We start from the raw sequence: 13,733 nt of genomic DNA, 5'->3' as shown, positions 1-13,733 counted from the left end.
CGCTCCCGATGCACCACGCCGCCTCGTCCGGGTCAAGCCGCATCCTCGCCTTCCCGGAGGGTCGGCCGGGCGGCCGGGGCCGAGGCGGGAGACGGGGTCCGGACCTGTTCGGACTCGCCTTCGTCACCGAACTGTCATAAACCGCGCCCGTCACGACACGGACGGGGGTTTCCATGTTGTCCTGGTTCCGGGCCCTGATGCCCAGGGAAGACGGGTTCTTCGACCTCTTCGAGGCCCATTCGCAGGTTCTCCTGGAGGGCGCGCTGGCGCTGCGCTCGCTCTTCGACGGCTCCGCCGACATCGCCACCGCCTGCGCCGAGGTCAAGCGACACGAGAAGCGCGCCGACGACATCACGGCCGAGGTACTCCAGGCGGTGCGCCGCTCCTTCATCACGCCCTTCGACCGGGTCGACATCAAGGATCTGATCGAGTCGCTCGACGACGCCATCGACCAGATGCATCAGACCTCCAAGGCGATCACGCTGTTCGAGGTGACCACCTTCGAGGCGCCGATGCGCGAGATGGCGGCGATCGCCGTCGAGGCGGCCGAGATGACGGTCCGGGCGATCCCGCTCCTGCGCAAGGTCGGCACCAACGCCGGCGCCCTCAACACCTACGCGGTGGCGATCACCGATCTCGAGGGCAAGGTCGACAAGCTGCACGATCAGGGTCTGAAGGCGCTCTTCCTGACCCATCGCCACACCGACCCGATGGCCTTCACCGTCGGCGCCGAGATCTACGGCCACCTCGAGCGCGTCGCCGACCGCTTCGAGGACGTCGCCAACGAGATTTCCGGCATCGTCATCGAACACGTCTGACCCGGGCATCCGCCCCTTGCCGCCCGAGGCCGAACCGATCCCATGGACGCCACCCTGGCCCTGCCCCTCCTCGTCGGACTGATCGCCGTCGCGCTCGCCTTCGACTTTCTGAACGGCCTGCACGACGCCGCCAATTCGATCGCCACGATCGTCTCGACGCGGGTTTTGAGCCCGCAATACGCGGTCGCCTGGGCGGCGTTCTTCAATTTCATCGCCTTCATGTTCTTCGGCCTCCACGTCGCCCAGACCCTCGGCAAGGGCATCGTCGAGGCGAACGTGATCGATCCGCGCGTCGTCTTCGGCGCGCTGAGCGGGGCGATCGTCTGGAACATCGTCACCTGGGTGGTGGGCATTCCCTCCTCGTCGTCGCATGCGCTGGTCGGCGGGCTGATCGGCGCCGGCCTCGCCAAGGCCGGGGTCGACGCGGTGGTGATGTCGGGCTTCCTCAAGACCGCCGTCGCCATCGTTCTGTCGCCTTTGCTCGGCTTCCTGTTGGCGCTGGTGCTGATGGCGATCGTCGCCTGGGTCTGCCGCCCCTTCACGCCCTTCTCCGTCGACCGAGGCTTCCGGACGCTGCAGTTCGTCTCCGCCTCGCTCTATTCGCTCGGTCACGGCGGCAACGACGCCCAGAAGACCATGGGCATCATCGCGGTGCTGCTGTGGTCGCAGGGTTATCTGGGGGGCGAGTTCCACGTGCCGTTCTGGGTTGTGATCTCCTGTCAGGCGGCGATGGGCCTCGGCACGCTTCTGGGCGGCTGGCGGATCGTTCACACCATGGGGTCCAAGATCACCCGTCTCACCCCGATGCAGGGCTTCTGCGCCGAGACCGGCGGTGCGCTGACGCTGTTCCTCGCCACCTGGCTCGGCGTGCCGGTGTCGACCACTCACACCATCACCGGCGCGATCGTCGGCGTCGGTTCGGCCCGGCGCACCTCGGCGGTGCGCTGGAACGTCGCCTCCTCGATCGTCGTCGCCTGGGTGGTGACCATTCCCGCCGCCGCGATCATCTCCGCCGCGACCTGGTGGCTGGTGGGCCTCGTGTGATGGCGAAGTCGCCGACCGCCGAGCTCGACGAACCGCGCCGTCAGATCGCCGCCCTGCCGTGGCGGATCGTCGACGGCCGCCTCGAGGTCTGTCTGGTGACCACCCGCGAGACGCACCGCTGGACCATCCCCAAGGGCTGGCCGATCAAGCGGCTGACCGCGCGCGCCGCCGCCCGCACCGAGGCGGAGGAGGAGGCCGGCGTCACCGGCAAGGTCGGCAAGACACCGATCGGCGCCTTCACCTATTGGAAGCGGATGTCCGACCGCTTCCACTTCGTCCGGGTCGAGGTCTACGCGCTGAAGGTCGAGCGTCATCTCGCGACCTTCAAGGAGAGCGCCGAGCGCGACGTCCGCTGGATGACGCCGGACGATGCCGCCCTCCTGGTCGAGGAGCCGGATCTCGCCGGCCTGTTGGCGCGCTTCGCGCCCGAGCGCGGCTGAGGCCATCATCGGGCATCGAAGACGGCCGACGGCCTCCGCCGAACGCCCGGCTCACGCCGCGCGAATGTCGGCCAGGAACCGCGCGAGTTCGGCCCTGAGCGTCTCCGCCTGCCGCGCCAGATCGGTCGCCGAGGACAGGACCTCGGTCGAGGCCTCGCTCGAGCCGACGGCGGCGGTGCTGACGCCGTCGATGTTGGCGTTGACGTCGGCGGTGCCGCGCGCCGCCTCCTGCAGATTGCGGGAGATCTCGAGCGTGGTCGCCCCCTGTTCCTCGACCGCCGCGGCGATCGAGCCGGCGACCTCGTTCATCGAGCCGATGGTCCGGCCGATCGACGTGATCGATTCGGCGGTGAGCTGGGTCGAACCCTGGATGGCCGCCACCTGCACGCCGATCTCCGAGGTCGCCCGCGTGGTCTGCTCGGCGAGCCCCTTCACCTCCTGCGCCACGATCGCGAAGCCGCGTCCGGCGTCGCCGGCGCGTGCCGCCTCGATCGTCGCGTTGAGGGCGAGAAGATTGGTCTTGGCCGCGATCTCGGTGATCATCTGGACGATCGTCCCGATCTGTTCGGCCGCCGCCGCGAGCCCGCGCATCTGCGCCACGCCGCCCTCGGCGGCGGTCTGGGCCTCGGCGGTGATCTCGGTCGAGCGGGCGACCTGCCGGCCGACCTCGGTCACGGTCGAAGAGAGTTCCTCCGTCGCCGCCGCCACGCTCTGGACGTTGCGGCTCGCCTGTTCGGACGCCGCCGCCACCGCCGTCGACTGGGCGGAGACCTCCTCCGACGCCGCGCTGAGCGTGCCCGCAGAGGCCTCCAAGCGACGCGCCGCCGCCGAGACCGTCGCCACCACGCCGCCGACCTGCCGGTCGAACCGATCGGCCAGCGCCGCCATCGTCGCGCGCCGGTCGGCGGCGAGCCGCGCCGCCTCGCCGCGCTGTGCCGCCTCGAGCGCCTGCCGCTCGCGGGCGTTGTCGCGGAACACCTCGACCGCGCGCGCCATGCGCCCGATCTCGTTGCCGGTCCCCTGCCCCGGCACCGCCACCGCGAGATCGCCGTCGGCGAGCCGGCTCATCGCCTCGGTCATGCCGACGATCGGCTTGGCGATCGCCCGGCCGATCAGAGCGGAAATGCCGGTCAACAACACCAGGAGCGCGCCGATGGCGAGAAGGAGCGAGCGCTCGGTCGAAACCTTGGTCGCCTCCGCCGTCGCCTCGGTGCCGCGCCGCAGATCGGAGGCCGCCGACGCGAGCCCGGTCATGACGGGTTCCATCGAACGATGCACCTTCTGCATCGCCGTCTCGGCCTCGCGCACCTTGCGCTCGCCCTCGGCCCAAGCCAGGAACCGGACCCGATAGCCTTCGATCGTCTGCGTCAGCGTGATGCGGGTCATCAACGGGAGGTCGAGAGCCATGAGCCGGTCGCTCAGCTCCTTGGCCCGCGCCACCACCGCGTCCGCGTATTTCGGATCGTGCCGCAGCATGAAGTCCTTCTCGTTTCGCCGCATCTGCAACACGAGAATCTGCAGGCTCGGATCGCTCAAGTCGCCGACCGCCTTCTCGAGATCGTGCACCACGCGGCGCAGCACCCCCTCGAGACCCGTGTCCGGGGTGAGACCGAGCACCGTGCGCGCCTCCACCAGCCCGTCGAAGGCGCCGCCATAGGCGGTCAACCCGTTGGCGACCTCGCCCGCGCGCGACGCCAGATCGCTCCGGCCGGAGGCCTTCAGATCCCGGCTCAGCGACGCGATGGTCTCGCCGGCGCGCCCGCGCGCGGCGCCGTGTTCGCTCACCGCGCCGGGATCGAGACGCATCAGGAAGTTCTTCTCGAAGCGCCGCATCTGCAGGAAGTCGATTTCGAGCCGGGTGACCCGGTCGGCGACCGATCGGACCGCCTCGACCTCGCCGAGGATCGCCGACATCCGCGCCTCGCCGCGCACATAGAGCCCCGCCACCACCGCCAGACACGAGACGGCGACGACGACGATACTGCCCACCTGAAGGCGCAGGCCGAGCTTCGAAAGACCCATCATTACCGAAATCCCCGATTGGCGGTCTCGTCGCAATTTGGGGTGGATTCCTTTATCATTCGTTTTGATTTCGCCGATCCGGAAATATATCCGACCGGAGTTACAGGCCACGCAAAGAATTACGTTGCGTCATGCTTTTCCGCTCGAAATGACGAAACGTCAATTCAAGTGGAGACGACACGGCCTGTACGCCGGCGAAAAGATCTCGACGAGAGAGCCGACGCTCCGTCCGTGCGGCCTCACCCCGCGATCACCGCCCCGATCGGTGCGCAGACCGCCACCACCGCCCAGGGCGGCGCCTTCCACGCCACCAGCGCGACGAAGGCCGCCGCCGCCACGACCGCGTCGCCCGGCGCCAGGATCGCCTGCGGCCACACCACCGCGAAGAAGGCCGCCGCCAACAGCCCGACCACGGCGGCATTGACCCCGGCGAGCACCGCCCGTGCCGCCGCCCGCCCCCGCAGGTCCCGCCAGAACGGCAACGCCCCCGCGACCAGGAACCACGACGGCAGGAAGATCGCCACCAGCGCCACGGCGGCGCCGAGCACACCGCCCGGCCCGATCTTCGCCACCGCCCCGAGGAAGGCGGCGAAAGTGAAGAGCGGCCCCGGCACCGCCTGCGTGGCGCCGTAGCCGGCGAGGAACGCCGCCCCGTCGACCCGGCCCGTCGTCACCAGTTCCGCCTGGAGGAGCGGCAACACCACGTGCCCGCCGCCGAAGACCCACGACCCCGCCCGCCAGAACGCATCGGCGAGCCCGAGGGTGCCCGACCCCGTCGCCGCCGCCAGCGGCAACGAGACCGAGATCCCGGCGAAGACCGCCAGCATCGCCACCGCCTCGCCGCGTCCGATCACCGTCGAAAGCCCACGCCCCGGCGCGCCGCTCGCCTCCCCCCGCGCCCCGAGGAGATCGAACCGCCCCGCCGCCGCGCCCGCGAGGCCGCCGAGCGCGATCGCCGCGAGTTGTCCGATCGCACCCGGCAGCACCGTCGCCGCCGCCATCGCCGCGACCGCGATCGTCGCCGTCTCGCGGGCGGCCGCGAGGCTGCGGATCATGCCGATGAGCGCCCCGGCGACCACCGCCGCCGCCGCGATCTTCAGCCCGTGCAGCCACCCGGCGGCGCCGGTCCCGAACGAGGCGATCCCGAGCGCGAGGAGGACCAGCGCGATCGCCGACGGCAGCGTGAACCCGGCCCAGGCCGCGAGCGCCCCGAGCCGGCCCGCCCGCATCAGGCCGAGCGCCATCCCCACCTGCGACGACGCCGGCCCCGGCAGGAACTGGCAGAGCGCCACCAGATCGGCGTAGGTCGCGTCGTCGAGCCACTTGCGCCGCACGACGAACTCCTCGCGGAAATAGCCGAGATGGGCGATCGGCCCGCCGAAGGCGGTCACCCCCTGGCGCAGAAAGGCGAGAAAGACCTCGCCCGGCGTCCCCACCGCCGCGTCCAGATCGCCCCGATCGCCCGCATCCATCACGTCCCTCGCCTCTCTCTTCGGCGCCTTCTATCGCGAGACTCTCATGACGGCGCCGTGACGGCGAGCCGCGTTGTGAGGGGAACGGCCTTGTGCTCATTTTCCGGGCAGAAGACGGCCACGAAGTCGTCCGCATTTCCGGGAGGGACCATGCCGCGACGATTTCTGCATCGCCATCAGCCGAGCGCGCCCGCCGCGCGGTGGATCAAGGCCGGGCTCGGCACGGCGATCGCCTTCCTGGCGATCTGGCTGCTCGGCGAGGCGACCCGCGCGAGCCTGATCGTCGCCCCCTTCGGCGCCTCGGCGGTGCTCCTCTTCGGCGTGCCCGACAGTCCGCTGTCTCAACCGGCGAACGTCATCGGCGGTCATGCGATCGCCGCCGCCGTGGCGCTCCTGACCGACCATCTCCTCCCCGCCGGCCCGCTCAACCTCGCCGGCACCGTCGGCGGCGTCATCGCGCTCCTGGGTCTCATGCGGCTGACACATCCGCCGGCCGGCGCGACCGCCCTGGTGGTGATGCTGACCCATCCGCACTGGTCGTTTCTGGCCGCCCCGGTGATCGTCGGTTCGCTGATCCTGGTGCTGGTGGCGATCGTCACCCACCGCCTGCCCCCTCGTCACGTCTACCCCCTGCCGCTCCCCGACCACGCCCGCCCGAAGAAGCCACGCGTGGCGGAGTGGGCGGCGAAGGAGGAGGCCGCCGGCGCGGCTGCCACGGGGACGGAGGCGGTGCCGGTGGAGGTCGAACGATCGGTCACTTGACCCGGAAGTAGTTCCGGAGCGCGAGGCCGATGAAGAAGACGAGGAGGATCGAGAGGAGGTTCTGGGAGATCATCGCTGCCTGGAACCCCGGCGGCGGGATCGGCCGGCACGGCTCGACGACGCTCCCCGCGATGGTCTCGCCCTTCCCCGTCGGCCAGACGCCACAATAGAGGAATTTCTTGGCGTCGCCGTCGATGGTGAGCGGCCCGACGAAGGGCACGGCATTCGAGACCGCCAATTGCCCGACCGTCGCGTCGTAGTCGGCGAGGACACGCGCCTCCGCCACCTGCCACCCCTTCACGACGACGAGCGCGTCCTTGCCCTCGCCGGTCTTCGTCACCGCCTCCCGCGCCGCGACGACGGTGATCTCGCGCCGATCGGCGAGAAGATGCGCGTAGAGGAGATGGAAGGCGGGGATGCTGAGGGCGAGCCAGATCGCGGGGCGCAGCCAGGATCGGCCGTAGTCGGAGAACGCCCAGTAGACGGCCATGACGCCGATCCACAGGCAATGCCCAGCGAGCGCGGCCCAGCGCCGCTCTTCCAGATAACGATCGAAATAGATCCCCCGCTCCGCCTTGCGTTCTTCGATGTAGAGATCGCGCTCGAAGTCGTGGTTCTTGGTGGCTTCTATTTGGGAACGCAGAGCACGCAGGCGGATGGCGACGGTGCTGTTGGTAGTAAAGTGCGGCTTCCACCATGGACGGTCGGCGGGCGCGAATCTGATGCGCGCGCCAGTGAAATTGATACGCTGGAGATTGGTCGCACCGTCGAACTCGGGCGGGGCGTCGAAGCGGACCCCGGTGAAATCGGCCGGGTGCTCGAAGGAACGGCGAGCGAAGGAGACGTTGCCGCGAAAGTGAGCGCCCGTGAAGGAGACGATCGAGAACTTCGCCGGACCGAACCCTTCGGACTCGCGTCGATCTCGATAGAATTTTTCTCTTCTTTCGCCTTCCGCCTCGCCCAGAGTTTCCCATTCCCACCGCCTTGCCTTCACGTCGCCTTCGCCGCAGGCACCGTCAAACGACACCCGATCGTCAAAGGTCGCGCCGCGGAACTGCGCAAGTGCCCCAAATGTCGCGCCGACGAACCGAGTTCCTATACCAAACGCCGCGTCCACGAAGCTCGCGCCATGGGCGAACGTCGCGTCGTCGAAGCACGTCAAATTTCCGAACGTCGCGCCATGGAGGCTTGCGCCATCACCGAACGATGCGCCGTCGAACCTCGCCCCGAGCCCGATTCGCACATTGTTGAACACCGCACCAGCCCTGAACCTCGCACCAACAAACCGCGCCAAAGCGCCGAATGTCGCGCTGTGGAACTTCGCTCCATTATTGAAAGTCGCACCATCGAAGCGAGCCCGATCCCCGAACTCAAATCCCTCGAACCGAATCTGGACGTTTTCCTCCGCCCGAAAGTCCACCCCGGTGAAATTGACACTCACCGCAGCATTCGCCGGATCGCGCCGCCACGCGTTCCACCGCTCGAGCGCTTCCAGCCGCGCCGCGTAAGAGTTGTCGCGCGGCCGTGCCAAGGCCAAGAAGAACGCTTGGTCGTAGACGGTCCTCGCCCGCACGGCGGCGTCCTCCGCAGTCATCGGTTATTCGATTGACGGCGAGGCTTGGGCGCCGCACCTAGGCGCTACTCTCACGTGAATCCATGGGCACCCGCAAGTCCATCGCGCGTAGCCCTTTCAACCACGGCGGCCCCTCCGCGTCGCTCCGCCCTCCTCGTGCCCACATCCATGCTATGGTGGAGGGGAACGAAGTGAGAATCACGGCCGGCGCCCGGGTGGCGGCCCGCCCCATTCCGAGACGACGACCAGTATGATCAACGGTTTCGACCGCGACGACGATCCTTTCGCGCCCGGCCCCGCGAGCGGCGCCCGCGCCCCCCTGCCCGCCGATCTCGACGACGATTGCCCGATCCCCCTGCCCGGTGCCGCGAACCGCCCCTTCGAACCCGCCCCGCCGTACGCCCCCGGCGGCATCGCCGGCCGCGCGTCGCCAGACGCGCCCCATTACAATCCGGGCGGCATCGCCGGCCGCGCGTCCGGAGACGCGCCCCATTACAATCCGGGCGGCATCGCCGCCCGCGCGGCGGCTGCGAACTTCGCCGCCCCCTCGGCCGAGTTCTTCACCGGCCTCAATCCCGAACAGCGTCAGGCGATCGAGGCGACCGAAGGCCCGGTCCTGGTCCTCGCCGGCGCCGGCACCGGCAAGACGCGGGTGCTGACCACCCGCATCGCCCACATCCTCGCCACCGGCCGGGCGCGTCCCGGCGAGATCCTCGCCGTCACCTTCACCAACAAGGCGGCGCGCGAGATGAAGGAGCGCATCGGCCGGCTCGTCGGCGAGCGCGTCGAGGGCATGCCCTGGCTCGGCACCTTCCACGCCATCGGCACGCGGATCTTGCGCCGTCACGCCGAGCTGGTGGGCTTGCGCTCCGATTTCACCATCCTCGACATGGACGATCAGATCCGCCTGATCAAACAGATCATCCAGGCCGAGGGCATCGACGAGAAGCGCTGGCCGGCGCGCCAGTTCGCCGCCTTCATGGACGGCTGGAAGAACAAGGGACTCACCCCCGATCAGGTGCCGCCGCTCGAGGGCCGCGCCTTCGGCAACGGCAAGGGCGTCGAGCTCTACCGCGCCTATCAGGCCCGCCTCCTGACGCTGAACGCCTGTGACTTCGGCGATCTCCTGCTGCACGTCATCCGCATCTGGCGCGACCGCCCCGACGTGCTCGCCGATTGGCAGCGCCGCTTCCGCTACATCCTGGTCGACGAGTATCAGGATACCAACGTCTGCCAATATCTGTGGCTGCGGCTGCTCGCCGTCGGCACCAGGAACGTCTGCTGCGTCGGCGACGACGATCAGTCGATCTACGGCTGGCGCGGCGCCGAGGTCGACAACATCCTGCGCTTCGAGAAGGATTTCCCCGGCGCCCTGGTGATCCGGCTGGAGCGCAACTATCGCTCGACGACGCATATTCTCGCGAGCGCCTCCCATCTCATCGCCCACAACGAGGGCCGGCTCGGCAAGACGCTCTTCACCGAACAGGACGACCCCGACGCCGAGAAGGTCCTGGTCGCCAACGCCTGGGATTCGGAGGAAGAGGCCCGCTCGATCGGCGACGAGATCGAGACCCTTCAGCGCAAGGGAACGCCCCTCGACGAGATCGCCATCCTGGTGCGCGCCTCCTTCCAGATGCGCGAATTCGAGGATCGCTTCGTGACGCTGGGCCTGCCCTACCGGGTGGTCGGCGGCCCGCGCTTCTACGAGCGCATGGAGATCCGCGACGCCATGGCCTATTTCCGGGTCACGGCCCAGCCCGCCGACGATCTCGCCTTCGAGCGCATCGTCAACACGCCGAAGCGCGGCCTCGGCGACGCCACTCTGCAACAGGTCCATGCCTTCGCCCGGGTCCAGGGCGTGCCCCTGCTCGAGGCGGCGCGGCGCATCGTCGAGACCGACGAGCTGAAGCCCAAGGTCCGCGCCACCCTGAAGGCGCTGGTGCAGAACTTCACCCGCTGGCGCGATCAGCTCGACGCGCTGCCGCACGGCGAACTCGCCGGCCTCATCCTCGACGAGGCCGGCTACACCGAGATGTGGCAGAACGACAAGTCGGCCGAGGCGCCGGGCCGGCTCGAGAACCTCAAGGAACTGATCAAGGCGATGGAGGATTACGAGAGCCTCCCCGCCTTCCTCGAGCACGTCGCCCTGGTGATGGACACCGAGAGCGACAAATCGGTCGACGCCGTCAACCTGATGACGCTCCATTCGGCCAAGGGTCTCGAATTCGAGCGCGTGTTCCTGCCCGGCTGGGAGGAAGGCCTCTTCCCGCACCAGCGCTCCCTCGACGAAGGCGGCCGCTCCGGCCTCGAGGAAGAGCGGCGCCTGGCCTATGTCGGCATCACCCGGGCCAAGAAGCGTGCCTATCTCTGGTTCGCCTCCAACCGCCGCATCCACGGCTCGTGGCAATCGTCCCTGCCCTCGCGCTTCCTCGACGAATTGCCCGAGCCGCATGTGGAGATCCGCGAGACCGGCTCGAGCTACGGCGGCTACGGCCGCTCGCGCTTCGATCAGGCCGAACCCTTCGGCTCGACCTATGCGACGCCCGGCTGGCAGCGGGCCCAAGCGCAGAAACAGGCCCGCGTGGCGCGCGGCTACGGCGCCGACGACGGCGACTTCGACCAATCGGCCGCCACCCGCGCCGGCGCCGACCAGGGCTGGGGCGGCGCCGGCCGTGATCGCTTCGGCGAGGCGAGCGGCCGCAACGGCCCCACCGGCTTCGAGGAACGCGGCGGCCGCTGGTCGGGCTCGACCGAGCGCATGGACCGCACCCCCGCCCGCGACCGCTGGGGCAACCCGATCCACGAGAAGAAGATCAAGGTGATCGAAGGCGCGCTGGTGGCCAAATCGGTGACCGCGTCCCCGCCGAAATTCGCCGTCGGCGACCGCGTCTTCCACCAGAAGTTCGGCAACGGCAACGTGGCGGAAGTCGAAGGCGAGAAACTGACGATCGACTTCGACAGGGCGGGACGAAAGCGAGTGCTGGACGGCTTCGTGACGCCGACGGCGTGAAGGGTGGGGCGAGTGAAGCTCGAACGGCGACGTCCGGTGGGGGCGAAAACCCGGGAAAGGGGCCGGAGGCGTACGAGGGGCCGGGAAGGCACGAGGGGGCGGGAGGGGCGGTTTCCGACCCCATTTCGGTCGCCGTGCAACGTGAGCTCAGCTTCCGCTTTCGGCGCGATGCGGTCGACGCAGTTCGACCCGAAGCGGACATTTAAGTGGAGCCCGATCGCAAGGTCGCTACGCCATCAATGCTGGTCGTGACGGCCTCCAAGCGGAAGGGAAATTCAAGCAGATAGGGTTCATTGCGCGTCATAGTGGCTGATTGTAGTTTGATTCGCCAAAAGCCGAAGCGTGCACCCAAGCACCACTTAGAGCCGAGGAGCCTCTTCCATTTCATATCGTGAGGCGATATATGTTCGGTGATGTCGAACTCAGCAATCTGATCGATATGGCCGGTGTCTACCGGATGGCAAATGGGTGGCAGGTAGTTATCAGGGCTGAATGGGTCGATCCGACGCCACAGCAGCCACACGGGATTGACTACGCGCTCATTTTCCAAGACGGCAGCGGCGACCGTCTCTTCGGGTATGACAACTCCCATGCGTTCGATGGTGCGAACGAAGACGATTGTTGGGACCATGAGCATCGAGCCGGCCGTACGGGCCAGCGATTCCGTTACGGGTTCGTCTCAGCGTCGAAGTTGATCAGTGATTTCTTCGACAAACTAGGGACCCATTGTGCCGCTCACGGCGTTTCGTCGGAATTCATCGTGGATGATGACCATGCCTAACACCATTTCAGCCTCTGCCATGCGCGACCGGCTACTGGCACGTGTTCAGGCGCCGCGGGCGAACGACGACTGGGTACGTGTGCTTGGCATTCCGGGACATCGCGATCTGCTCGGTCTGATCGCGCGACATAATCCGCCGAGCATTGGCGCGCTTGCCGATCTCGCGGCGCGCGCTCAGCCCAACGTTAGCCGGGCGCTGACTGCGCTAGTTGCCGCCGGCTTAGTCGAGATCGTTTCGAGCGGCCGTCGTTCGATTCCGAGGATTACAGATACGGGGGCGACCAAGGCGCGGGAACTCGGGCTGTACAATTCGGACGAGGGCGTTGCTACGCCCAGCCTGTCCGCAGACGACTTGTTCTCTGTAGAGATTGCTGAGTCCACGGCAGCGGAGCTTTCGAGTGACAACATCGAAGGTCAACTGACCAGCTGGTTGTGGTTGGCGTCGTCTAGGGAGCGGGCCGCTGCGCGGACTGAAGGCGACCTCGATGCGCTTGGGCGCAAGTTGCTTGCGAACTGGTGGCGAATTCTCTACCGGCGCGACGCTCCGTTTCGTCTTTGGGAGTTCACGCTTGAGGAGATGCCGGGAGAAGACTTTGGATTAATAGCCACAGTTCGCGGCGCAAGTATCGTTCTTCAGGCGAGGGCGAGCAACAATCGAATGCTCGATCTTGAGAAGGGGTCTCGTGTATTTTCAGTTTCTGCTTTTGAGCAGCATTTGATCGATGAATTTCTGCGACCTTTGGCTTCCCACCATCGGCTGAAGGGAAGAAGTTCTCGTCCGCTCCACGCACTTCTACAGAGAATCGAAGATTCGCGTGGTCATCCCACCGAGCGTGCGTTCTGCTGCACAGCAGGGGCTCTCGGTGTAACGCCTCACGACTTATCGGATGAACGCGCTCAACAGATTCGAGATCTGCTGGCTCTCATAGCAGATGAACCTGCGCGTCTTGATTTCAGCTCAGCAGTTCTTATCGAATCGCTGGGCGAAGGTCTGCTTTGGACCACCCAAGAACTTAAGCGATTTCGTAATCGCAACGCAATGCCAGCACTTACTCAGCTGCGCGGCGCATGCGCGAGCGATTACAGTGCAGCGGGGAGGCCCTATCGGCATGGCTATGCACTCGCGCGCAGTGCGCGCAAATGCCTAGGGTTGGATGAGGACGAGCCCGTCAAGGGCATAGAGGGCTTGTCGAAGCTACTAGGCGCGGGTGGTGGCATTGGACTTAGCCCCAAAGCGCCTGGAACTTTGCGGGCCTTCCAGGACTCCGAAGGCGAAGTTCCCTCGTTCGTCGTCGAGGATGAGGGACCGCGTACGAGTGTGTTTACCCTGGCGCGCGGTGTGGGAGATTTCATTGCGTTTGGCAGCCGAACGTCCTGCGTTGCCAATCTGTACACTGATCGGCAGGCGGTCGGGCGTGCTTTTGCCGCGGAGTTCTTGGCCCCCCAAAATGCGGTGATCCATATGATGGAGGAAGAGGATCTTCCGAAATCTAAGATTGCAGATCATTTCGGCGTCTCGATCTCGGTTATCGACCGACAGCATGAGAACGCATTCAACTAAGAACCGAAGAAATTGGCCTGCTGCCGATCCCGCGATACCGACGTGCAATTGCTACGCCTTGTCATTCAGGCACTGAATGGCTCCACAGGCATCGCGGTAGTTGACGAGCTTCCGCTTTCGGCGGATTCTGTTGAAAAACTCAGGCGTTGCGCCGAGCGTCGATCACTGATTCACTCGTGTCACGGCGGCAGGAGTGAAGTCGATGATGGGCGATCGGCAAGTCGTTCAAGACTCCCTGTTCTACGAGTTC

Annotated in this window: 10 protein-coding genes; 7 read left to right on the top strand and 3 right to left on the bottom strand. The window is 67.1% G+C overall.

Annotated features, from left to right (window positions below):
- Positions 1 to 173: 173 nt before the first annotated feature.
- From J3S89_RS13675 to J3S89_RS13665, 3 genes are read left to right on the top strand one after another with little or no spacing between them, the layout of a single operon-like run.
- Entirely contained in the window at positions 174 to 818 is a 645-nt protein-coding gene (locus tag J3S89_RS13675) for a DUF47 domain-containing protein (protein WP_217928166.1), read from the top strand.
- Positions 819 to 860: 42 nt separating this feature from the next.
- A complete protein-coding gene (locus J3S89_RS13670; RefSeq protein ID WP_217928165.1) occupies positions 861 to 1,862 on the top strand; it encodes an inorganic phosphate transporter in 1,002 nt (333 codons plus the stop codon).
- Complete coding sequence (locus J3S89_RS13665; protein ID WP_217928164.1) at positions 1,862 to 2,302, top strand: NUDIX hydrolase; 441 nt, start codon at positions 1,862 to 1,864, stop codon at positions 2,300 to 2,302. Before J3S89_RS13670 ends, J3S89_RS13665 begins: the two co-directional genes overlap by 1 nt.
- 51 nt (positions 2,303 to 2,353) lie before the next feature.
- Here J3S89_RS13665 and J3S89_RS13660 read toward each other — a convergent pair whose 3' ends face one another.
- A complete protein-coding gene (locus J3S89_RS13660; RefSeq protein ID WP_217928163.1) occupies positions 2,354 to 4,327 on the bottom strand; it encodes a methyl-accepting chemotaxis protein in 1,974 nt (657 codons plus the stop codon).
- 236 nt (positions 4,328 to 4,563) lie between these two features.
- Positions 4,564 to 5,796, bottom strand: coding sequence for a chromate efflux transporter (gene chrA, locus J3S89_RS13655; RefSeq protein WP_217928162.1), 1,233 nt, complete (start codon positions 5,794 to 5,796; stop codon positions 4,564 to 4,566).
- A 150-nt stretch (positions 5,797 to 5,946) separates the two neighbouring features.
- On the opposite strand from chrA, the gene J3S89_RS13650 reads away from it, so the two are divergent.
- Positions 5,947 to 6,558, top strand: coding sequence for an HPP family protein (locus J3S89_RS13650; RefSeq protein ID WP_217928160.1), 612 nt, complete (start codon positions 5,947 to 5,949; stop codon positions 6,556 to 6,558).
- Here the strand turns inward: J3S89_RS13650 and J3S89_RS13645 are convergent.
- Positions 6,551 to 8,152 carry a pentapeptide repeat-containing protein gene (locus tag J3S89_RS13645; protein WP_217928157.1) on the bottom strand — a complete coding sequence of 534 codons (1,602 nt, stop codon included), beginning with the start codon at positions 8,150 to 8,152 and terminating at the stop codon, positions 6,551 to 6,553. The two genes, J3S89_RS13650 and J3S89_RS13645, sit on opposite strands and share 8 nt — an antisense overlap.
- Before the next feature lie 229 nt (positions 8,153 to 8,381).
- Here J3S89_RS13645 and J3S89_RS13640 point away from each other — a divergent pair, with 229 nt between their 5' ends.
- From J3S89_RS13640 to J3S89_RS13630, 3 genes are all read left to right on the top strand, one after another.
- A complete protein-coding gene (locus J3S89_RS13640) occupies positions 8,382 to 11,141 on the top strand; it encodes an ATP-dependent helicase (RefSeq protein ID WP_217928155.1) in 2,760 nt (919 codons plus the stop codon).
- A 403-nt stretch (positions 11,142 to 11,544) separates the two neighbouring features.
- The gene (locus J3S89_RS13635) at positions 11,545 to 11,922 is read left to right on the top strand and encodes a toxin-antitoxin system TumE family protein (RefSeq protein WP_217928154.1); all 378 of its coding nucleotides are present in this window, start codon (positions 11,545 to 11,547) and stop codon (positions 11,920 to 11,922) included.
- Positions 11,915 to 13,483 (top strand): HVO_A0114 family putative DNA-binding protein, encoded by a 1,569-nt coding sequence (locus tag J3S89_RS13630; RefSeq protein ID WP_217928153.1) that lies wholly within the window; start codon positions 11,915 to 11,917, stop codon positions 13,481 to 13,483. The genes J3S89_RS13635 and J3S89_RS13630 overlap by 8 nt, the downstream gene beginning before the upstream one ends.
- The last annotated feature ends 250 nt before the right edge of the window (positions 13,484 to 13,733 follow it).

It is taken from the genome of Pinisolibacter aquiterrae, from assembly GCF_019160155.1.
Taxonomy (GTDB): domain Bacteria; phylum Pseudomonadota; class Alphaproteobacteria; order Rhizobiales; family Ancalomicrobiaceae; genus Pinisolibacter; species Pinisolibacter aquiterrae.
This window is presented reverse-complemented; position numbering and strand designations above follow the sequence as displayed.

Excerpts from the sequence above, each read along its gene's own strand:
- J3S89_RS13635 (WP_217928154.1), top strand. The coding sequence starts at position 11,545 with ATGTTCGGTGATGTCGAACTCAGCAATCTGATCGATATGGCCGGTGTC.
- J3S89_RS13660 (WP_217928163.1), bottom strand. The coding sequence starts at position 4,327 with ATGATGGGTCTTTCGAAGCTCGGCCTGCGCCTTCAGGTGGGCAGTATC.
- J3S89_RS13670 (WP_217928165.1), top strand. The coding sequence starts at position 861 with ATGGACGCCACCCTGGCCCTGCCCCTCCTCGTCGGACTGATCGCCGTC.
- J3S89_RS13650 (WP_217928160.1), top strand. The coding sequence starts at position 5,947 with ATGCCGCGACGATTTCTGCATCGCCATCAGCCGAGCGCGCCCGCCGCG.
- J3S89_RS13645 (WP_217928157.1), bottom strand. The coding sequence starts at position 8,152 with ATGACTGCGGAGGACGCCGCCGTGCGGGCGAGGACCGTCTACGACCAA.
- J3S89_RS13640 (WP_217928155.1), top strand. The coding sequence starts at position 8,382 with ATGATCAACGGTTTCGACCGCGACGACGATCCTTTCGCGCCCGGCCCC.
- J3S89_RS13665 (WP_217928164.1), top strand. The coding sequence starts at position 1,862 with ATGGCGAAGTCGCCGACCGCCGAGCTCGACGAACCGCGCCGTCAGATC.
- chrA (WP_217928162.1), bottom strand. The coding sequence starts at position 5,796 with ATGGATGCGGGCGATCGGGGCGATCTGGACGCGGCGGTGGGGACGCCG.
- J3S89_RS13630 (WP_217928153.1), top strand. The coding sequence starts at position 11,915 with ATGCCTAACACCATTTCAGCCTCTGCCATGCGCGACCGGCTACTGGCA.
- J3S89_RS13675 (WP_217928166.1), top strand. The coding sequence starts at position 174 with ATGTTGTCCTGGTTCCGGGCCCTGATGCCCAGGGAAGACGGGTTCTTC.